The following is a 21,155-nucleotide window of genomic DNA, read 5'->3' as shown; positions in this document are numbered from 1 at the left end:
AAAACTTATATTAAAACCGAAATTACAACCTATTCAATGACTCCATTTCCGTCAAAAACCTTAAAATTTTCCATGTCGTACACAAATCCGTTGACGATAGCATAACGAACAACGTTATTCCGCTTCAATAAAAAAGTGCCAAAACTTCCTATTTCCGGTGTTACAGCGGGTGGGGTTTTTCCATTCCTTAAAATATGGAACGGTTGATCGTAAATGATGGAAAGTGAAGTATTGTCATTATCCGGATTTGCCATTCTAACATAAATATAACCTTGTTTAAAAAGCGCCTTGGCATTTAACTTTTTCAAATCCTCTGTTGTACTAATTGTAGTTGGATACACTCTGCCATTTTCCAAAACCAGACCGGACGCATTGATTTCTTGTGTGCCAAATACGGTCGACAAATCTCCATATTCTTCTACTTTTCCGGAGTAGAAAAACTTTTCTGCATTGGAATAATTAACTTCATTTCTATTTATTCCAAGATCAGAAAGGAATGATTTTTCACTTTTTTTGATAGTTGCCCCCCGAACAACAAGGTCAAAAAGGGAACGGCCGTTTTCAGGAATATCTTCATAACGAGCTTTGTTTTCCTTTGTGTAAGTTTTAAGAGAAATAGCTTCAAAGGCTGTCAAAAGCGTCATAAAATTCAGTTTTCGGATGTATTGTTTTTCCGGATCTCCGTCATATCCGCCGGATTCGATCAGGATTAATGTTGTTCCCCATTTTTGAAAATTATCGCCAAAGGCACGCGGTTCATGGTCGTCGGCATAGCGACCTACCTGGCCCGGAATGAATTTTTGCAGGTTCCGGTTCATTTTTACGATCAGCTGCATGGACTTTTCCCGTACAGAATTTATAGACCTCGGATAATCATAAGCCGTGGCGAGAAATGATATCGTTGCCTTTTTCTCTGATCTTCCGACAGAATATCTCGGACTTTGGTCATGAAGATTAAAACCAAATTCAGGTTTTATCGTATTTTGAAGTTCTTTCAGGATTTTAGCTTCCGGTGCCTGAAGAAAAACGGCATCTCGATTGAGGTCGAATCCCTGGGCATTTCTGCGTTGATATCTTTCTGCGCCATCGGGATTTAACATAGGGATAAAATAAATCGTGGTACTGTCGAGAATGGTTTTTCTCAATTTGTCAAAACCGTCGCCTTTTGCTTCCAGAAAGTTGAAAATATCAAAAGTTGCCATCGTGGCGGTAGGCTCGTCGCCGTGCATTTGCGACCAGGCCATGATTTTATGAGGACCTTTTCCGACTTTGAGCATCGTAATGCTTCTCCCTTCAAACGATTCACCAACTTTCGATACTTCGTAAGATTTCAGGGTACTTCTTTTTATGATTAAAGGATGAATATCCTTATGCTTGAATCTTCGGTTTGTCAGTGATTTTTCCTTAAACTGATCATGGGATTTCATGAGCTTTTCAGCAAGCTCATTTGACTGTGAATAAGATGTGACTGATACGGAAAAGAAGAAAAGTAAAGTAAGAAGTGATTTCATATTAAGTTTTTTTTTCACGCAAAGCAGGTAAGTTTTCACGCAAAGATCGTTAAGTTTTACGATCTCAACTTAAAGCTCTTTGCGTTTTTTCTTGTTTGCTTTGCGTGAAACTATTCTATCACTCCATTATAAAAAGCAGGAGCCTCCCCAGACAAATCATATAAAAACCCATTCACCACCGCAAATTTCACAATCCCGTTTTTTGTCAAAATAAAAGTTGGGATATCTTCAAAAGTTGGAGCGGAAGTAGGAGCAGATTTATCCATTAATATATGCAAAGGGAGTTGAGTGAAAAATACTCCTTCCGATGTCAGATCCGTCTTAATATAGGTATAACCTTCTTTAAGTAATTCCCAGGGATCAAATTTATCAAGCTGACTTATTTCTGAATAAGAAACAGAAAGTGTTTCCCCCTTTTCCAAAGTATAACCCGTCGCATCAAATTCCTCGCTTCCGAAATAAATAGAAAGATCTCCATAGTCTTCAATTTTACTCCGATAGAAAAATTTCGTGGCATTATCGTAATTCACCTCTGCGCGATCAATTCCTAAATCAGTCTGATAGGTTTTTCCTTCTTCATTAATAGTAGCATTCCGAATAAGGAAATCAAAAATATAACGACTGTTTTCGGGTAATTTGTAATAATCTTCACGGCCTTCCTGAGCGTAGGAATTGTCTGCAATAGAATCCAAAGCTGTCAAAATTGACATGAAATTCAACTTGCGGATATATTGTTTTTCCGGATCGCCAACATATCCTCCCGATTCGATGAGAATTAACGTGGTCCCCCATTTTTGAATATTATCTCCAAAAGCACGAGGTTCAAAATCTTCATTCCAACGACCAACGGCATCAGGAATGTAATTTTGCAACATTCGGTTCATACCCGAAATAACCTGAATAGCCTTTTCCCGAACTGCATTTACATTCCTTTCCTGATCATAAGCCGTAGCTAAAAAAGAAATCGTAGCCAGTTTCGAAGTATTACCAACGGAATACCTTGGATTTTTATCATGTAAGTTAAAACCAAATTCCGGCTGTAAACTTTGCTGCAATTGTTTTAATATCCTGGATTCAGGTGCTTGCAGTTGTAATGCGTCGCGGTTGATATCAATATTTTGAGCATTGCGCCGTTGGAAACGTTCCGCTCCGTCAGGGTTTAGCATCGGGACAAAATACAAAGTTGTTTCAGACAAAATTAATTTTCTGATTTCATCAAATTCATCATTTTCTGCTTCCAGGAAATTGAGAATATCAAAGCAGGCCATCGTTGCTGTGGCTTCGTCGCCATGCATCTGTGACCATAGTAAAATTTTACGCGGACCCGTTCCTGTTTTCAAGTAATGGATCGCTCTGCCTTCAAAAGATTCTCCAACATTTTTGATTTCATATGCCGGATTTCCAATTCGTTTATCGATTAAAGTATTAACCGATGTCTGTTTAAACCGGCGATTTGATAATGTTTTCTCCTGAAATAAAACGTAGGAATTATAAAGCGAGTTGTGGAAATCAGATTTTTGATTCATCAATCAGTATTTGGCAGATACGTAAATTAAAACATATCAGGCAGTTAAATATTTTTTAAGATCATGAATACAAAAGTAAGCACATTCATCAAAAACGGGTATACAATTTCTTCGTGTTTTTATGCGGATAATTTGCAAAAATTGTTCCAATCTCTAACAAAGTTTTCTTATCTTTGCAGCATGTTAAGAGCTGAAACATATCATCATTTTCATCAAAACCATTTGGTTTCCGGGCGTCTTGGGTGATGTGTTTTTGCAAGTAGTGTTGTAATAAGGTTGAATACATAGTATCCCAAAAGCCCGATTCCTAATCCGAATCGGGCTTTATTTTTGAGATATAAATAAATTTTACTGGTTTCGTCAAGAAAATTAATTGCCATCCGGCTAAATCTTTAATCCTAAACGAATGAAAACCGTTATTATCAAATACAATGCGGGAAATGTGCAGTCGGTAATGTATGCACTCGACCGGATTGGTATTGATTATTTGTACACAGACAACGAAGAGGAAATTCGTTCGGCCGATAAAGTTATTTTTCCTGGCGTTGGCGAGGCCAGTACCACGATGAGTTATCTCAAAGAAAAAGGTCTGGATAAATTAATTCCATCCTTAACCCAACCGGTATTGGGAACATGCGTCGGAATGCAGTTAATGTGCCGTTTTTCAGAGGAAAACAACACGACTTGCATGGGGATTTTTGATGTGGATGTAAAAAGATTTCCGGTAACTCCCGGAATCAAAGTGCCGCATATGGGCTGGAACAATATCACAAATTATAAATCGGAACTAACAAAAGATCTGATCGATGATGCCTATGTGTATTTCGTCCACAGTTACGCCGCGCCAGTTTGCGATTACACAGTAGCAACCTGCGATTATATCATTCCATTCAGCGCCATGTTACATAAAGATAATTTCCACGCCGCCCAGTTCCACTGCGAAATAAGCGGAGACATTGGACAAAAAATACTGGAAAATTTTCTAAAACTCTAAAAATAGGCCTGAAAGGCCGTCACATCTTAGCCCAGGCCAACGGCCTGGGATTCCGCGAACCTCGGAATTATCGGCACCCCGATGATCCGTGAATCCGGGATATCACCATTACCACACAAAAACATGATCCAGATAATTCCAGCCATAGACATGATCGAAGGAAAATGCGTAAGACTTACGCAGGGCGATTATGGAAAGAAAGTAATATACAACGAAAACCCGCTCGAAGTAGCCCTGGAATTCCAGGATTCAGGCTTAACAAGACTACACCTGGTCGACCTTGACGGCGCAAAAGCAAAAAAAGTTATCAACTGGAAAGTTTTGGAAAAAATAGCTTCACAAACTTCCCTGCATATTGATTTTGGCGGAGGTGTACAATCTGAAGAAGATATTCGAATTGTATTTGAAAGTGGAGCAAAACAAATAACTGGAGGGAGTGTAGCAGTAAAACAACCTGATTTATTCAAAAGCTGGCTGGATAGTTACGGAGGCGAGAAAATCATTTTGGGTGCAGATGCCAAAAATGAAAAAGTAGCAGTAAGCGGCTGGGAAGAGGGGACAGAATTATGGGTTTATGATTTTGTTGAAGAGTATGTTGATAAAGGTATTAAGTATACGATCAGTACTGACGTAGCCAAAGACGGACTTTTACAGGGACCTTCTTTCGATCTGTATAAAAATTTGCAGGATAAATGTCCGGACCTGAACATTATCGCCAGTGGCGGAATCAGCGGCCTGGCTGACGTTGAAAAACTGGAAGAAATGAAAATTTACGGCGTGATCATAGGAAAAGCAATATATGAAAACCGTATTAGTCTTATCGATTTGCAACGATTTATAGCTTAAAATTATGCTGACAAAACGCATTATACCTTGTCTGGATGTAAAAGACGGACGAACGGTAAAAGGAGTAAATTTTGTAAATCTTCGTGATGCCGGTGATGCCGTAGAGCTTGGCGCCATGTACGCTGCCCAGGGTGCAGATGAGCTGGTTTATCTGGATATTGCAGCTACGGTTGAAGGCCGTTCTACTTTTATTGATCTGGTCAGGCGGGTAGCGTACACCATCAATATACCTTTTACGGTCGGTGGAGGAATTTCTTCCATCGCGGATGTTTCTGCTTTGTTACATGCCGGTGCAGATAAAGTTTCGATCAATTCATCAGCCGTTCGTAATCCTGATCTGATTAATGAGCTTGCTTTAGAATTCGGAAGTCAGTGTATTGTAGTTGCTATTGACACAAGATATGTGGAAACAAGTGAAGGTGTTTTTGAACATATCGTTCATACGCACGGTGGTCGTAAAGCGACGGAACTTCGTACAATTCCCTGGGCAAAAGAAGTTGAAGAACGTGGTGCAGGAGAACTTTTGCTAACTTCCATGGATACAGATGGTACTAAAAACGGCTTCGCGCTGGAATTGACTTCGACGATTTCTGCCCATGCAAATATTCCGGTAATCGCTTCCGGAGGCGCCGGAAACATGGAACATTTTTACGATGTTTTTACAAAAGGAAAAGCTGACGCAGGACTTGCCGCCAGTATTTTTCACTTCCGGGAAATAGATATCCCTGATTTGAAGCAATATTTACAAAATAAAGCGCTTCCAATGCGCATGACAAAATAGATTCACCGCTGTTGATGACAGCTCAAATTTTATATTACATTACAATGACGAACGAACTTTCAACCATAGATTTTACAAAATCAGCAGACGGACTTGTGCCGGTTGTGATTCAGGATTCTGACACTTCTGTTGTTTTGATGCTTGGCTATATGAACATTGAAGCTTTTGAAAAAACACAGGCAGAAGGCAAGGTTACATTTTTCAGCAGAAGCAAACAGCGCTTGTGGACAAAAGGTGAAACGTCTGACAATTTTCTTTTCGTAAAAGAGATTCTGGCTGATTGTGACGGAGATACGATCCTGATCAAGGCATCGCCGGCAGGGCCTACCTGCCACACTGGGGATGATACCTGCTTTGGGGAAAAAAATAACCGAAATTCACGGATCGGGGAAGCAGCATTTTTAAATTACCTGCAAAAAGATATTATTCGTGACAGAAAGTTACATCCGTCCGACAGCTCTTACACCAGCAGTCTGTTTAAACTTGGAATCAATAAAATTGCGCAGAAAGTAGGGGAAGAGGCCATTGAGGTTGTCATTGAAGCCAAAGATAGCGACGAAGGACTTTTCAAAAATGAAGTAAGTGACTTACTTTTTCACCTTCTGGTGCTTTTAGAGCAAAAAAACATTGACTTAGACGAGGTAATTAGCGTACTTCGTAGCCGTCACTCATAAAAACTAAAAGCAATATGAATTTATTAATACGCCTTCTAATCAGTACATTGGCTATTGTCGTGGGAGCTAAGGTCGTTCCCGGTATTTTGGTAGACAGCTGGACAACGGCTTTTGTCGTTGCAATTGTGCTTGGACTTTTGAATACTTTTCTCAAACCAGTGCTTCAAATTCTGGCATTGCCTATCACAATCCTTACACTTGGACTCTTCTATTTTGTTATCAACGTATTTATAATTTACCTCGCCAGTTACTTCGTGAGTGGGTTCCATGTTGACGGATTTATATCTGCGCTTATCTTTGGTTTCGTGGTTTCGGTAGTTTCTGCAATCCTTGGTATGTTTTTAGATTAATGTTTCAAAAAAACTAAATCTAAATCAAACCGTATGTTTTGCAAACTACACGCCTATGTTTAGTCAACTCGAAGAAATAAAGGATACTCTTTTTAAATATTTCGAAACAAGAATTGATTTATTTAAAATTGAGACCCGGGATAAAATAGAACGTGCCGCTGTCATGGGTGTGTACGCGCTGCTTATTCTCAGTATCGCATTAGTCGTTCTGATCCTGATCGTTATTTTGCTGGGCACTTTTTTGAACAAGTGGCTGCATAGTGATTACTTGGGATACCTTATTTTATTGGGGTTTTTTGTTTTGAAATTGATCATGTTAATTGTATTCAGAACAAAGCTGATAGGCTTTATACGTAATATTATCATTCGTTTTGTCCAAATAAAAGAAGATTAACCGTTGTTAAATGGTACCCGGAAATGATCTTTTCCAAATTGAATTGCTATTTTTGGGTTCTGTTTTGGTAATCTCTGCACAATATTTTTAATTTAAGCTAAAGATATGAGTAGTTCACCAATAGATTCAACCGTAAAATTGTCGAAACCATTTTCGTCAGATACAGAAACGGAAAAAGAAGATTTGCTTAAAGAAGCCGATCTTTATAGAGGCAAGCTTGAGTCACAGTGGGACGATCTGAAACATGATGCGTCAGGTTATGGAAAACAGGCTTTAATTATAGGAGGTGTAGTAGTCACTACTTATTTATTGCTTGAAGCAATACTTCCTGATGCCAAAAAGAAAGAAAAAATTGAACTTGCTGAGCCTGTAAGACCAGTTTTGAAACAAACGGTTCCAAAAAGGAAAAGCAAATTTGCGGTAGGGGAAGCCGTACAAAGCTTAGTTTGGACATTGGCTGTAGGATGGGCTCGCAAAAAGCTACAGAATTTTATTGCAGATGATCACGAATCGGATGAAAATAACAAATCATAAAATAGCAGACCTCCTTTCAAGCAGAAAAGAAGAAAAAAGGAAATCTTTTGCAGTTCTGTTGGATCCGGATAAAGTGGATCTGGCTACTTTTCCTGATTTTCTGGAAAAGGCTGTAGAGAATGAAGTTGATTTTTTCTTTGTTGGTGGCAGTCTTATTACCAATTATGCCATTGACCAGCTTATTCTGGCTATTAAAAAACACACCAACATTCCAACGATTCTATTTCCGGGAAACGGCCTTCATATTGATCAGTCTGCGGATGCCATACTTTTTCTTTCCCTGATCTCGGGCAGAAATCCGGATTTCCTTATAGGTCAGCACGTTATTGCTGCACCAATGTTAAAGAAAAGTGGTCTTGAAGTACTTCCAACAGGTTATATGCTTATCGAAAGTGGTAAGCTTACAACTGTATCTTATATCAGCAATACGATACCAATTCCTAGTGATAAACCCGGAATCGCGGCTTGTACCGCAATGGCCGGTGAATTGTTGGGTCTTAAAAATATATTTCTTGACGCTGGCAGCGGAGCTCAATATCCTGTTTCGGCAGAAATCATAGAAGCGGTAAGAGCTTCGGTAGATACGCCCATTATTGTAGGCGGAGGAATCAATACAAGTGAAAAAGCATTGACTGCTATGCAGGCTGGTGCTGATGTTATCGTGGTAGGTAATGGAATAGAACAAAACCAGAACCTGCTTTCCGAAGTAGCGGCCTGTATAAAAATGTTTAACCTCCAAATGGAAAAGGTTTACTAGACAGATGTGATAATATTTTGTACTAAAGGAAGGGGTTTCATTATTTTCTAAGGAAATTTTAAGTTCTTGGAAAAATACAATCCAAAATGTTGGGATTATTGAAACTTATCATGCTATCTTTGTAGCGAACCTTAATTACACCCAAGAAATGAAAAAATTCGTAGCATTTGCGTTTGTTGCCGGAATGGTAGCTTTCGCGTCTTGTACTAGCAAGCCAAAAGAAGAAGCAGCTGATTCTACTGCTGTAACTGTTGAAACTCCTATCGTTGATACTTTAGCTGTTGATTCTGTTGCAACTGATTCTATCAAAGCTGATTCAGTGAAATAATTCATTGAACTTTTTTTGAAAGTTATTGAAAAGCCTTATTTATAAGGCTTTTCTTTTTTTATTTGGGGTATGGAAAAGAAAATATCCTTTGAGGCCTACGTTCCGGAATTAGCTTATGCCTACTGTGATCATCTGCACAAAATTTACAAGTTCGATTTTTTTCTGTCTCGTCCGCGTCAAAGCCGTTTAGGTGATTTTACGGTGAAGCCTGGTTATATTCCCAGAATTACTGTAAACAAAAATCTAAATCCATATAATTTCCTGATTACTTATCTGCATGAGGTTGCGCACCATGTCGTTTATACCCAAACGAAAAGTCGTGGCCGAAAACGTGTCGCGCCGCATGGTATAGAATGGAAAACGGAATTTGAGATTTTGTTGATACCGGTAATGAATGACAAGATTTTTCCCGCTGATATTCTTGAACCGCTTTTGAAATATTCGAAAAATCCGAAAGCGTCGACAAGCGGAGATCATGTCTTATACAATTCAATAAAAAGATACGACGACCAGTCATTAAATCCGAATAAAGTTGCTTTGATCCATCTCACTGAAGGAAGCAATTTCGTTTTTCATAACAGACAGTTTGTAAAAGGCTCTCTGCGGCGCACAAGAGTTTTATGTATTGATAAAGCATCCCAACGCCGTTACACAATCCCTGCTCATGCATTGGTCGAAGCTTGTTGAAAATTTACAGAATCGGTTTTATCCGGCAATTTTTTGCTGGATTTTTTTGCTGTTAACTTTTCAGGCAAAAGCTCAGGAATCTTCCGTTTTGTCAACAGGTAACTGGTACAAATTTGCAGTCACAGAAAGTGGCGTTTATAAAATAGATGCGAATTTGCTCAAATCCTTGGGTATTGATATTTCCGCGCTCGTACCGGATCAAATAAAAATTTATGGAAACGGAGGCAGTGTTTTACCTCAAAAAAATAGCGCAAAGAGAAGTAAAGATCTTGTTCAAAATGCGATTCTGGTAAAAGGTGAAGAAGATGGGAAGTTTGATGCCGCCGATGCAGTTTATTTTTATGCAGAAGGTCCGAATGTAATTTCCTACGATTCGGCAAAAGCTAATTTTGTTCATCAGGTCAATATTTATTCCGACACGACTTACTATTTCCTGACTTACGGAAATGGAAAAGGATTGAGAATTCAGAACAAGCCAGCCATTAATGCTGTAAATCAAACGCTGATAAATCAATACGATGATTACTGGTTTCATGAATCAGAATCTGTTAATTTATTAAGATCTGGCCGTGATTGGTGGGGCGAATATATTGGAACGTCGTCCATGTTGACCTTAACCGCGGATTTACCGGATGTCATTCCTTCTTCAAACATAATCATGCTTACCTCTGCTATCGGAACGGCACAGGTTGCTACAAAATTTCAGTGGCAGTTAAATGGACAAAGTGTTGGAGAATCAGCAGTTGGTGTAGTTGGAACAGGTACTTATGATATCAAAGCACAACAAGTGAAGAGTAAGTTTGTTTTAAGCGCAACAGCAAATCCGGGAACAACGCAAACGGTTGGAGTAACTTACAATAAAAACGGACAAAGTTCTGCACAGGCTTATCTTGATTATATTGGTTTGCAGGTAAAAAGGCTTTTACGCGGTTATGACAAACAGCAATTTTACAGATTTACACCAGGGTTAAAAGATACTGTTTCCTATCAAATTCAAAACGTTCCAACAGATTGGAACTGGTGGGATATTTCAGACCCGGCCCTTATTACGGCTGCGATTTTAAAAGACAACGGAAATAATACTTACACTTTTACAGATAATAAATCCAAAGCTTTAAAGCAGTATATTGGTTTTACAAGCTCTCAGGCAAAACTTCCTGTTTCCTGGCGACGGATTTTGAACCAAAATCTGAAAAAATATTCAACGCCTGATTTGTTGATAGTGACAGCAAAAGCTTTTGAAACGGAAGCCAAACGACTGGCAGATTTTCGTAGCCTGAATGATGGATTAGAAGGCCTGGTGGTGACAACGGATCAAATCTATAATGAATTTTCAGGCGGGAAAACGGATATTTCTGCCGTTCGTGATTTTGTTCGTTTGCTTTACAAAAACGATCCGGAAAAGTTGAAATATCTTCTTCTTTTTGGTGACGCAACTTATGATTATAAAAATATTTTGCAAAATCAGTCACAAAGCCAGCGGAATAATTGGGTGCCGGTTTATGAAAGCCGGGAATCATTAAACCCGGTTTATACCTATTCTTCTGATGACTATTTTGGTTTTATGGAAGATGAAGAAGGTGATTGGATTGAAACAAATGCGGGTGATTATTCCGTTGAACTTGGTATTGGCAGACTTCCTGTTAAATCTGCGGATGAGGCAAAAATCATCGTTGATAAACTAATACATTACGCCGTTTCTCCAAAATCGCGCGGGAACTGGCAAAATACAGTCAAATTTGTTGCAGATGACGGTGATGGAAATATCCATCAGGAACATGCGGATGCGCTGGCGAAAATCACCCAGACGGAATTTTTGTCAAGCCGGATTTTTCTGGACGCATATCCTCAAACCACTACAAGTCAGGGACAAAAAGTACCAGCTGTAAATGCCGAGATCAAAAAAAGTATCAATGAAGGAACACTCATCCTGAATTATACAGGCCATGGCGGAACGAGCGGCTGGGCGGAGGAACAGGTCTTAACCTTATCCGAAATGCAGACCGCCCGTGGTTATGACAATTTGCCCTTATTAATTACTGCAACCTGCGATTTTGGAAGATATGACGATCCGGGGATGATTTCAGGTGCTGAATTAATGGTATTAAGTCCACGGGGCGCGGCGATAGGTTCTGTTAGTACAACGCGTCCGGTTTATTCCAGTACAAATTTTACGATCAATAAGGCGTTTTATGAATCTTTGATCAAAGCCGGAACAAATGGGAGAATGGGGGAAATTTTCAGGATGACTAAAAATGCAAGTCTGGCGGGAAGTCTGAACCGGAATTTTACTTTACTTGGAGATCCGTCGATGAAATTGGCCAGAGCTGAAAAAAAGGTTCTTTGGAATGTTTTACCAGATACGTTACGTGCTTTGGGAAAAGTAATTTTGAACGGAAAAATTGGAGACGAAAATTCCATTGATAAAACTTTTCAAGGAACAGCAAGAATTATTATTTACGACAAACAGACAAGTTTCAGAACCCTGGGAAATGAAGGAGATGTAAAAACTTACAGCGAATTCAGAAGCAAACTTTTTGATGGAAATGTACGTATTAAAGACGGACAATTTGTTTGTGAATTTGTAATGCCAAAAGATATTGATTATCGGATAGGAACAGGAAGGGTTGATATTTACGCTTTAAGTGAAGACAGCCTCACGGATGCCTCGGCTCAGCTGGATGTCCTTGTTGGCGGAAGTGCCGAGTTATTGGTAGATAATACAGCACCAATAATATCGGCTTATATCAATTCTGCTGATTTTCATGACGGAGATACGGTAGATGGTTCGTCGGTTTTATTTTTAAAATTAAGTGACGAAAATGGTATTAATGTGTCAAAAGCAGGAATTGGACATGACATAACATTAACGCTCAACGACACACTTACATTGATATTAAATGATTATTACACGGCAGATCTTGACAATTTTAAAAGTGGGACCGTTCGCTATCCGTTCGAAAATCTGGCTCCCGGAAATTATACTATTCGTATTAAAGTCTGGGACACGTATACTAACTCTTCAGAATTAACGTTCCGATTTCAAGTAGGTTTACCAACCGGGATAAAACTAAATAGCTTGACTGTTTTTCCAAACCCTTTTGATCAGGATCTTTCGTTTGAAGTGAATCAAAGCAGAGCCGATGATGATGTAGAAATTGTTTTTAGTATATTGCTGAACACCGGACAAATGCTCGGTTCGTATCAATGGCAATATTATAATAGCGAGTCTGTTATCAAGCAAACAATTCCTTCCATACGTCATGGCGGATTTACTTCCGGTACCAGTTCCTATATATATGTAGTAAAAATCCGATCGCTAAAAGACAATTCTGTGGACACCCGCTCAGGGAAACTGCTACGTTTACGTTAGCGAATAATAAATCTTGTAATTTTATTATAGTATTAAATATCTTTCATTGTATTTTTGACCCTTTAAAAGAAGTCGATTAACACCACTTCCTATCGCAAATCCAATAAATATGAGACTATTTTTTGTTAGTGTATCTTCATTAATCATTTTGTCAACGAGTATTTTGCTTGCTCAGTCTACCGTAGACACAACTCGCAGAATACCGACTTCACCTCTATCTTTCTTAACTTTTGCACCTGACGCTCGTAGTGCCGGTATGGGTGAAGCGGGTGTCGCACTAAGTGCCGACGCAAACGCTACTTACTGGAACGCGGCAAAACTTCCATATGCACAAAAGGATTTTGGAGTTTCAGCATCTTACACACCATGGTTACGCAACCTGGTTGACGACATGTGGCTGGGATATCTTACCGCTTACAAGAAGATAGGAAAAAATCAGGCAATTGCCGGTTCGGTTAACTTCTTCAACGGTGGAGAGCTTGACTTGCGTAACGGGGTAGGAACGCAGCTTGGTACTTTCAATTCAAGAGAAGTAGCGATCAGCGGTACTTATTCGCAGCAATTAGGGAAAAACTTCTCCATGGGTTTGACGCTGAAATATATCTCGTCCAACCTTGCAGGAACGGCTGTTGTCAACGGTGTTTCGCTTAGACCGGCCCGTACGGTTGCAGGTGATATCAGCGCTTACTATCGCAAACAAATTAAAAACGAAGATACCGGCAGTGAGCTGACATGGTCGTTGGGAGCGGTATTGTCTAACCTGGGAGGTAAAGTAAATTACGGTTCAGGAACTGAAACGGAAAGCTTTATTCCAACAAACCTGAAACTTGGTGGTGGGCTTTCTTTCTCTGCTGACGGTAGAAACAAATTTAATTTTATTGTTGACGCAAGTAAACTGATGGTGCCAACACCACCAAAAGGAACGGTCAATACAAATTATACAAAAGGGGCACTTTCAGGAGCTTTCGGTTCTTTCTCGGATGCACCGGACGGATTCAAAGAAGAACTTCAGGAGGTTGCTGTTGCCGTTGGAGCTGAATACTGGTACAATGATATTTTCGCGCTACGTGCTGGATATTTTACTGAAAATAAAAACAAGGGAGACCGTAAATTTTTCACAGCCGGTGTAGGTGCCAAATTCCTTGAACGCTATTCTGTTGATTTTGCTTATATGTTCCCGGTTGTTCAAAACAGCCCGTTGGCACAAACTTTACGTATCACACTTGGTTTGAGTTTGAACAAAGCAGAAAAACTGGACGTTAGTGACAGCAATAACTAATATCTTTACTTCCTATTAATTAATGAAAAGCGAATGATGTTATGGAACGTCATTCGCTTTTTTATCAATATATGACTATGATACTCGACCGGACCGAAGCTCCCGATTTTAAAATTATCAAAACAATAAACTTGCCTGAGCCACAATCTCATGTACTTGATAATGGAATTCCTCTTCATGTAATCAACATTGGTGAACAGCCAGTCGTGCGTTTTGAGTGTATTTTTGAATCAGGAAACTGGCACGAAACATCCGTCGGAGCGTCCTTTTTTGCTATCAAGATGCTTCCCGAAGGCACAAAATCTTATACTTCCTCCGCGCTTAGCGAAGCTTTTGATAATATCGGCGCTTTTATTGACATGACACATTCTTCTGATCGCTCGGGAATTGTGGTTTATTGCCTGTCTAGATTTTTACCGGAAGTACTGACTTTAATCCGTGAACTTATCGAAAATCCACTTTTTCCTGAAAAGGAACTGGATGAAATGAGAAACATTACTTTACAGAATCTTAAAATCAACAAGGAGAAAACCGCTTATTTGGCAACTACTGAATTCCGCAGACAATTATTCGGCGGCGATCATCCTTATGGACAAAGTCAGGAAGAAAAAAATATCCAGGAATTGCCTTTGGCACAAATCCAGGAACATTTTGAAAAACATATCAAAAACGGAAAACGGACTTTGGTTTTGGCCGGACAAGTTAGCGATCAGGATGTAAAGCTTGTCAATGATTATTTTGGTCAGCTGGAATACCAAACGGATGATTCTGAAATTGAGCACGATAGTTATACCGAATATCAGGGAAAAGAGATTTTGGTTGAAAAATCAGATAGCGTACAGTCAACAATTCGTATCGGCCGGAAATTGTTTACCAGGACACATCCAGATTATTTCAAAATGCTGGTAACAAATGAAATCCTTGGAGGATATTTCGGGTCTCGTTTGATGAAGAACATTCGTGAGGAAAAAGGATTAACTTACGGAATTTCCTCTCACATGATTACACTTGGCCGTGAAGGCTATTTTATGATTGGTACTGACGTGAAAAAGGAATTTACACAGCAAACAATCGACGAAATAAAAAAGGAAATCTATCGCCTGCAAACAGAACTGGTTGGTGAAGATGAATTACAAACGGTTAAGAATTTCATGGCCGGAGAATTTGCCGGATCTTTAAACACAGCATTTGAAGTCGCAGACCGCCAGAAAATTCTTTTGCTCGACAGTTTACCAGCTGATTATTTCAGCAAATACATCGATCAGATTCACGCAACTACGCAGGAAGACATTCAATTAATGGCATCAACGTACTTGCTGCCCGAAGAAATGATAGAGGTAGTAGTAGGAGGGAAATAATCTTTTTAATGGTTAAGTGTTAATTGTTAAGGGTTAATGAGGCTGGAAACCAGTTCTTGACCGTTAACAATTAAAGTATATGAGCTTACAAAAAAGCATCACTTCGGCCAAATATTTCAAATATCCATTAACCCTTAACCATTTACAATTAACCATTATCAAGCGCTTCTTTGTAGGTTTTCAAACAGCGTTCGCGAGCAAATTTATGGTCAACCATGGGTGTCGGGTAATTCATCGAATTGAGTTCCGGTACCCATTTTTTGATATATTCACCTTTTGGATCAAATTTGGCAGCCTGAGCTTCGGGATTAAAAATCCTGAAATAAGGCGCTGCGTCAGTCCCTGACCCTGCTACCCATTGCCAGCCTCCATTGTTGGCCGACAAATCATAATCCAGTAATTTTTCCGCAAAATAAGCTTCGCCCCAACGCCAGTCTATCAACAGATGTTTGGTTAGAAAACTTGCCGTCACCATACGAACGCGATTGTGCATAAATCCGGTTTCGTTCAACTGATGCATTCCTGCATCAACCAGCGGATATCCTGTTTTTCCCTGACACCACAGCTCAAATTCTTTTTCGTTATTTCTCCATTTGATTTTGTCATAATCCGCACGAAAGGCTTTTCCTTGTCCAACGTGTGGGAAATTCCATAGGATTTGAAAATAGAAATCCCGCCAGATTAATTCATTCAGGTAAGTTTGGCTATGTTCAGAAGCTTTTCTAGCCAACTCACGGATACTAACTGTTCCAAAACGAAGATGAAGGCCCATTCTTGACGTTCCCGGAATCGCTGGATAATTACGGTTTTCTTCATACTTCTCAATCAAATCAGATTTTACATTTTCGTCTGGAAAAGCATGATCTGTTTCAATAAATCCAATTTCCTTGTAAGAAGGAGTTGGATTAGGTTTTGTTTTGAAAAAATTGGAAAAGTATTTTTCTGTCGGATATGATGATAAATAGAAGTCGTTGAGTTTCGCCTTCCAGGCTCTGCTGTATGGCGTAAAAACAGTATAAACCGTATTTTGTCCGGTTAAAACTTCCTGTTTTTCAAAAATAACCTGATCCTTAAAGCTTTTTAATTCTGCTCCGTTTTTTGACAATAAGTCTTTTACCTGTCCGTCGCGCTCCTTTGCGTAAGATTCGTAATCCTTATTTGTATAAACTTCTGCAATATCATATTCTTCAATCAGATCCTTCCAAATTTCAAGCGGAGCTCCATAACGAACCAGAATGTCAGAATCTTGCTTTTTCAGTTCCTTTTGTATTGCGATGATTGCATCGTAAATAAAGGTGATCCGTTTGTCATCCTTATTTTCAAGCTTGTCCAGAATTGTTTTATCAAATATGAAAAGAGGTAATACTGGCAATCCTGATTTTAAAGCGCGATATAAACCTGCGTTATCATGAAGACGTAAATCGCGGCGGTACCAAAAAATTGCTATTTTCTCTTTTTTCATAAACCGAAAAACAAACTTAAAATTCACAAAGTTAACTTATACAGATTTCGTTCCTGAAATTACATACATCATAGCTCCACCCGCAGAATGATATTTATTTGCGTCAATATTGCGAATCATTCGTTCACCAAGATGTGCGTATTTTCTTTTATATTTTTCGAAAAAGTCAAGATTTTCCTGACCCATTGCCCTGAAATAATCATAATCCGAAAATTCCTCATTACTCCATGTATTACCATTTTGCCATTGTCTCATGGTAGCAATCTGTTCGTCCGTCGTATAAGGTGGATACATCGCGATAGCCTTATCCGAAAGCCGGACTTCAACCTGATCGAATCCTGCCTGAACCAAAAATCCAGGGACCAGATCACCCAGCGAATTATCGCCAAGTCCCAGTTTCTTTTTCCCTCTTTCAAAAATCAGCGCATATTTCACATGATCCAGTACTTCGTCAATTGGGTCATTCATCGATACTGAACTTTGTGTCAGACTTTGTACCAGATTATTTGGTTCTACACAAAGAATTATGCCACCGGGTTTCAAAACCCGCTTCATTTCGTCAATTACAATTTTAGGATGCTGAACATGAATGAGCAGTGTTTGACAGGTAACAATATCAAAGGTTTCGTCTTCATAAGGGAGTTTGTGGGCATCTCCTTTTTTTAAATCAAAATCAATTCCCTTGGATTCGAAATAATTGCGAAGTTCGGTTTCGCCTTTTGCCCATTTTTTATCATTGTCTACGCCCGAAACTTTGGCGGGCGAACCAAGATAATCAACAAGGAGACGGCTCCAATGGCATTGTCCGCAGCCAACATCCAGCAGGTTGAAATGGGTATGCAGTTGTAATCGTTTTGCGAGTAAATTTAAGAATCCTTCGTTCCACCAAAAGTCACGGTATTCACCAAAAAAATCTTCCGAATGTCCTTTACGCTTTATATTTTTAGTTCTCATAGTATATTTACAGGATCAGAGCTTACAAAGTAGTAGGCTTTAATCTGCCTTTATAGAACAGGATATTGGGCAGGATAATTCGTATAGCGCATATATCTTTCTTTTTGTCTGACAATTAGCATGTTACATCTTTTATTTAAATAAACCACTCATGAAATTAGTATTCAGTATTGCACTTACTCTCTTTTGCTTCGGGGCTTTTGCTCAAAAGCAGATAGATAACAAAGAATGGAAACAGCTTTTTAACGGAAAAAACCTGGATGGCTGGGACATCAAAATCCGTGGTTATGATTTGAACGATAATTTTGGAAATACTTTTCGGGTGGAAGACGGGAAAATGGTCGTTCGCTATGATAAGTATGATGATTTTAAACAAAAATACGGGCACATTTTTTACAAAAGTGATTTCTCCTATTACCGGATTGCCGTTGAATATCGCTTCGTAGGCGAACAGGCGCCAAAAGGAGAAGGCTGGGCATGGAGAAACAGCGGGATTATGGTACAAGGTCAGCCGGCTGCAACGATGGGAAAAGATCAGGATTTTCCTATTTCCATAGAAGTGCAATTACTTGGCGGTGATGAAAAAAAACGTACTACCTGTAACTTATGTACGCCGGGAACTAATGTAGAAATGAACGGGAAACTGGTGACTCAGCATTGCGTTAATTCTACTTCAAAAACTTACAATGGAGATCAGTGGGTACGTGCAGAAGTACTGGTTTTGGGAGATTCATTGATTCAGCATTTTGCAAACGGCGAAATGGTTTTGGCCTATAATAAACCGCAAATGGGTGGAGGAAATGTGAGCGGAAATAACCCTGCACAATTTATTGACGGCAAATTACTGGATCACGGCTCCATTTCATTGCAAAGCGAAAGTCATCCGGTGGAATTCAGAAAAGTTGAAATCCTGAACCTGAAAGGGTGCATGGATCCGAAAGCGACGAATTACAAAGATTATTATGTGAAGGCTGATAATTCAGCTTGTACTTACAAGAAAAAATAATCTTTAAGGAAATTTAGAAATCGTTTCTAACAAAGAAAGGCGCCTCGATGAAGCGCCTTTCTTTGTTAGAACTTGAATAATATTACAAACGGACAATTTCTGCTCCGATTGCATTTAACCGTGTATCAATATTTTGATAACCACGGTCAATTTGTTCAATATTGTCAATAATACTCACACCTTTCGCTGACATTGCTGCAATAAGAAGTGCAACACCCGCACGAATATCAGGAGAAGTCATACGAATTCCTCTTAATTGTGTTTCGCGGTTGTGCCCGATGACAGTCGCGCGGTGAGGATCACAAAGAATGATCTGAGCGCCCATTTCAATCAGTTTATCCACAAAGAACAAACGACTTTCGAACATTTTCTGGTGAATAAGAACCGTTCCCTGCGCCTGTGTTGCAGTTACCAAAACGATACTTAGCAAATCAGGCGTAAAACCTGGCCATGGCGCATCGGCAACAGAAAGCGTGGAACCATCCAGATAATTTTCCATCCGGTATTTTTCCTGTGCGGGAATAAAAATATCATCACCACGGAATTCCATCTGGATTCCCAGTTTCTGGAAAACTTCAGGTATAATGCCCAATTCAGGAATATGACAATTTTTGATCGTAATTTCAGATTGTGTCATGGCTGCCAATCCGATAAAACTACCAATCTCGATCATATCCGGAAGCATGGTATGTTCCGTTCCTTTCAATTCGCTTACACCTTCAATAACAAGTAAATTGGAAGAAATACCGGAAATCTTCGCGCCCATGCGGTTCAGCATTTTACAAAGCTGCTGAAGATAAGGTTCGCAAGCTGCGTTGTAAAGTGTGGTAGTGCCTTCTGCCATCACGGCTGCCATCAGAATGTTGGCTGTTCCGGTTACCGAAGCTTCATCCAAAAGCATGTAAGCACCTTTCAGATTTTTAGCATCTACACGGTAGAAACCTCCGTCTTCGCCGTCATAACTGAATTCTGCACCCAGTTTTTCAAAGCCGATAAAGTGCGTATCCAGACGTCTTCTACCGATTTTATCACCACCCGGACGAGGGATTCTTCCTTTTCGGAAACGTGCCAGCATCGGGCCAAGCAACATTACAGAACCACGCAAAGCGGCAGCTTTCTGACGGAAAGAATCCGATTCAAGATAATCCAGATTGATATCATTCGCTTCAAAACGAACAGAAGAATCGCTCAAACGCGTTTTTCTAACACCCAGATCTCCTAAAAGATCAATAAGCTGATTGACATCACGGATGTTAGGAATATTATGTATTGTAACCGGTTCAGATGTAAGAAGTACGGCACAAATAATTTGTAATGCTTCGTTTTTGGCGCCCTGAGGTATAATTTCACCCTTCAGGCGTCTGTCTCCTGTTATTTTAAATGAAGCCATAGGTAGTTGCAGGCAGTAGAATGGAAGTTAAAAACCGGTTGAGAAAATAAGGCCGGACATTAAATTCCAGGCTTTTTGCGATTATTATTATTGTTGTTGTTACGATTGTTGTTGTTATTATTACTTCTACCTGCGAATTTATTATTGTTGTTATTGTTAGGGCGGTTCCGGTTATTGTTCGGATTGTTCGATACCTGACGATCCTGACTAGGCTGCGCTTTGAAGGCATTGGAATGATTTCCGCGATTTCTGTCCTGATTGCTGTTACGGTCTTTCGGAGCAGCATCTACCGGGCCATTTTTACGGATGTAATCAATTTCTTCTTTCAATTGACCTTTTGTCAAAAGTTCAAGCTGTCCTATCAACACGTGGTCCTCAGGATTGTCCTTATTCCAGGTATTAAAAAACGAACGCATCAAACGAAAAACATAGGAAACGAAAGCAAGGCGATCTTCTTCATTTTCAGTCTGAATCGCTTTTTGCAGCAACAAATCAATGTTCCGTCCGTAGTGACGATACATTAAATTATGTTGATTGTAACCAACAGTCAATGGCTTTTTACCCAAAGATTCAGGAGAAGGCGGTGGGTATGGGCTGTCCACATCCAGTTGAAACCCTGACATGATGTATAAGTCATCCCAGAGTTTGTTTGTATAATCCTGATTATCCCTCATGTTCGGATGTATCTGACGCATGAGTTCAATCAATATGTGCGCGTAGAGATTGCGTTTAGCCTTATCCTCCATCTTCACGATGTGGTCGGCAAGTTTTTGTACGTTGCTACCGTATTCTTTCAAGAGCTTCGAAGATTTTTAGAATTCACAAAAATAAGAAGTTTTTATGGAAAGTAAAGGTAAAGGGTGTGAGAAGTCGGGTTGGAGGAATGAAAAAGTGGGAGATTTTGATTGATAAAATTCAGTTTGAAAATCTAAGAAGATGTTTAATGACTAA

General features: G+C 39.5%; 21 protein-coding genes. 14 read left to right on the top strand and 7 right to left on the bottom strand.

Translation table 11 applies throughout. The features are described from left to right. Positions 1-29 precede the first annotated feature (29 nt). From FDK13_RS23225 to FDK13_RS35535, 3 genes are all read right to left on the bottom strand, one after another. Positions 30-1,511: a M14 family zinc carboxypeptidase gene (locus FDK13_RS23225; RefSeq protein WP_137342394.1), complete on the bottom strand. Its 1,482-nt coding sequence runs from the start codon at positions 1,509-1,511 to the stop codon at positions 30-32. Positions 1,512-1,621: 110 nt separating this feature from the next. Continuing rightward, the gene (locus FDK13_RS23220; protein ID WP_137342393.1) at positions 1,622-3,037 is read right to left on the bottom strand and encodes a M14 family zinc carboxypeptidase; all 1,416 of its coding nucleotides are present in this window, start codon (positions 3,035-3,037) and stop codon (positions 1,622-1,624) included. Between the two features lie 212 nt (positions 3,038-3,249). After that, positions 3,250-3,417: a hypothetical protein gene (locus FDK13_RS35535; protein WP_170982887.1), complete on the bottom strand. Its 168-nt coding sequence runs from the start codon at positions 3,415-3,417 to the stop codon at positions 3,250-3,252. 26 nt (positions 3,418-3,443) lie between these two features. Here FDK13_RS35535 and hisH point away from each other — a divergent pair, with 26 nt between their 5' ends. The 13 genes from hisH to FDK13_RS23155 all read left to right on the top strand — a co-directional run bounded on the left by hisH (position 3,444) and on the right by FDK13_RS23155 (position 15,392). Next, the gene (hisH, locus tag FDK13_RS23215; protein ID WP_137342392.1) at positions 3,444-4,031 is read left to right on the top strand and encodes an imidazole glycerol phosphate synthase subunit HisH; all 588 of its coding nucleotides are present in this window, start codon (positions 3,444-3,446) and stop codon (positions 4,029-4,031) included. Positions 4,032-4,154: 123 nt separating this feature from the next. Next, positions 4,155-4,877 carry a 1-(5-phosphoribosyl)-5-[(5-phosphoribosylamino)methylideneamino]imidazole-4-carboxamide isomerase gene (gene hisA / locus FDK13_RS23210; protein ID WP_137342391.1) on the top strand — a complete coding sequence of 241 codons (723 nt, stop codon included), beginning with the start codon at positions 4,155-4,157 and terminating at the stop codon, positions 4,875-4,877. Between the two features lie 4 nt (positions 4,878-4,881). Then, positions 4,882-5,658: an imidazole glycerol phosphate synthase subunit HisF gene (gene hisF / locus FDK13_RS23205; protein WP_137342390.1), complete on the top strand. Its 777-nt coding sequence runs from the start codon at positions 4,882-4,884 to the stop codon at positions 5,656-5,658. A 44-nt stretch (positions 5,659-5,702) separates the two neighbouring features. Then, complete coding sequence (gene hisIE, locus FDK13_RS23200; RefSeq protein ID WP_137342389.1) at positions 5,703-6,332, top strand: bifunctional phosphoribosyl-AMP cyclohydrolase/phosphoribosyl-ATP diphosphatase HisIE; 630 nt, start codon at positions 5,703-5,705, stop codon at positions 6,330-6,332. 14 nt (positions 6,333-6,346) lie between these two features. Continuing rightward, positions 6,347-6,682, top strand: coding sequence for a phage holin family protein (locus tag FDK13_RS23195; RefSeq protein ID WP_137342388.1), 336 nt, complete (start codon positions 6,347-6,349; stop codon positions 6,680-6,682). A gap of 55 nt (positions 6,683-6,737) precedes the next feature. After that, positions 6,738-7,076, top strand: coding sequence for a phage holin family protein (locus tag FDK13_RS23190; protein WP_137342387.1), 339 nt, complete (start codon positions 6,738-6,740; stop codon positions 7,074-7,076). Positions 7,077-7,181: 105 nt separating this feature from the next. After that, positions 7,182-7,610 carry a hypothetical protein gene (locus FDK13_RS23185; protein WP_137342386.1) on the top strand — a complete coding sequence of 143 codons (429 nt, stop codon included), beginning with the start codon at positions 7,182-7,184 and terminating at the stop codon, positions 7,608-7,610. Beyond that, the gene (locus FDK13_RS23180) at positions 7,591-8,367 is read left to right on the top strand and encodes a phosphoglycerol geranylgeranyltransferase (RefSeq protein WP_137342385.1); all 777 of its coding nucleotides are present in this window, start codon (positions 7,591-7,593) and stop codon (positions 8,365-8,367) included. The genes FDK13_RS23185 and FDK13_RS23180 overlap by 20 nt, the downstream gene beginning before the upstream one ends. Positions 8,368-8,515: 148 nt before the next feature. Next, positions 8,516-8,695, top strand: coding sequence for a PG1828 family lipoprotein (locus FDK13_RS23175; protein WP_137342384.1), 180 nt, complete (start codon positions 8,516-8,518; stop codon positions 8,693-8,695). Between the two features lie 69 nt (positions 8,696-8,764). Continuing rightward, positions 8,765-9,382, top strand: a complete 618-nt coding sequence (locus FDK13_RS23170) for a SprT family zinc-dependent metalloprotease (protein WP_137342383.1) — start codon at positions 8,765-8,767, stop codon at positions 9,380-9,382. Next, positions 9,360-12,755, top strand: a complete 3,396-nt coding sequence (gene porU / locus FDK13_RS23165) for a type IX secretion system sortase PorU (RefSeq protein ID WP_229216178.1) — start codon at positions 9,360-9,362, stop codon at positions 12,753-12,755. The genes FDK13_RS23170 and porU overlap by 23 nt, the downstream gene beginning before the upstream one ends. 109 nt (positions 12,756-12,864) lie before the next feature. Continuing rightward, positions 12,865-14,034, top strand: coding sequence for a type IX secretion system outer membrane channel protein PorV (gene porV, locus FDK13_RS23160; RefSeq protein WP_137342382.1), 1,170 nt, complete (start codon positions 12,865-12,867; stop codon positions 14,032-14,034). 41 nt (positions 14,035-14,075) lie between these two features. After that, positions 14,076-15,392 carry a M16 family metallopeptidase gene (locus FDK13_RS23155; protein WP_310588105.1) on the top strand — a complete coding sequence of 439 codons (1,317 nt, stop codon included), beginning with the start codon at positions 14,076-14,078 and terminating at the stop codon, positions 15,390-15,392. Positions 15,393-15,540: 148 nt separating this feature from the next. On the opposite strand, the gene FDK13_RS23150 is transcribed toward FDK13_RS23155, so the two are convergent. Together FDK13_RS23150 and FDK13_RS23145 are read right to left on the bottom strand one after the other, a co-directional pair. After that, positions 15,541-16,854: a cryptochrome/photolyase family protein gene (locus FDK13_RS23150; protein ID WP_137342381.1), complete on the bottom strand. Its 1,314-nt coding sequence runs from the start codon at positions 16,852-16,854 to the stop codon at positions 15,541-15,543. Between the two features lie 36 nt (positions 16,855-16,890). Continuing rightward, positions 16,891-17,808: a class I SAM-dependent methyltransferase gene (locus FDK13_RS23145; RefSeq protein ID WP_137342380.1), complete on the bottom strand. Its 918-nt coding sequence runs from the start codon at positions 17,806-17,808 to the stop codon at positions 16,891-16,893. Positions 17,809-17,959: 151 nt separating this feature from the next. Here FDK13_RS23145 and FDK13_RS23140 point away from each other — a divergent pair, with 151 nt between their 5' ends. Further along, a complete protein-coding gene (locus FDK13_RS23140) occupies positions 17,960-18,814 on the top strand; it encodes a 3-keto-disaccharide hydrolase (protein WP_137342379.1) in 855 nt (284 codons plus the stop codon). An 82-nt stretch (positions 18,815-18,896) separates the two neighbouring features. Here the strand turns inward: FDK13_RS23140 and murA are convergent, their stop codons facing one another. Then, positions 18,897-20,204 carry a UDP-N-acetylglucosamine 1-carboxyvinyltransferase gene (gene murA / locus FDK13_RS23135; protein WP_137342378.1) on the bottom strand — a complete coding sequence of 436 codons (1,308 nt, stop codon included), beginning with the start codon at positions 20,202-20,204 and terminating at the stop codon, positions 18,897-18,899. 59 nt (positions 20,205-20,263) lie between these two features. After that, entirely contained in the window at positions 20,264-21,001 is a 738-nt protein-coding gene (locus FDK13_RS23130; RefSeq protein WP_137342377.1) for a DUF4290 domain-containing protein, read from the bottom strand. Positions 21,002-21,155: the final 154 nt, after the last annotated feature.

Source organism: Dyadobacter frigoris, from assembly GCF_005280585.1.
In the GTDB taxonomy this organism is placed as follows: domain Bacteria; phylum Bacteroidota; class Bacteroidia; order Cytophagales; family Spirosomataceae; genus Dyadobacter; species Dyadobacter frigoris.
Note: the sequence above shows the minus strand (reverse complement) of the source record. Positions and strands in the feature narration are given on the sequence as shown.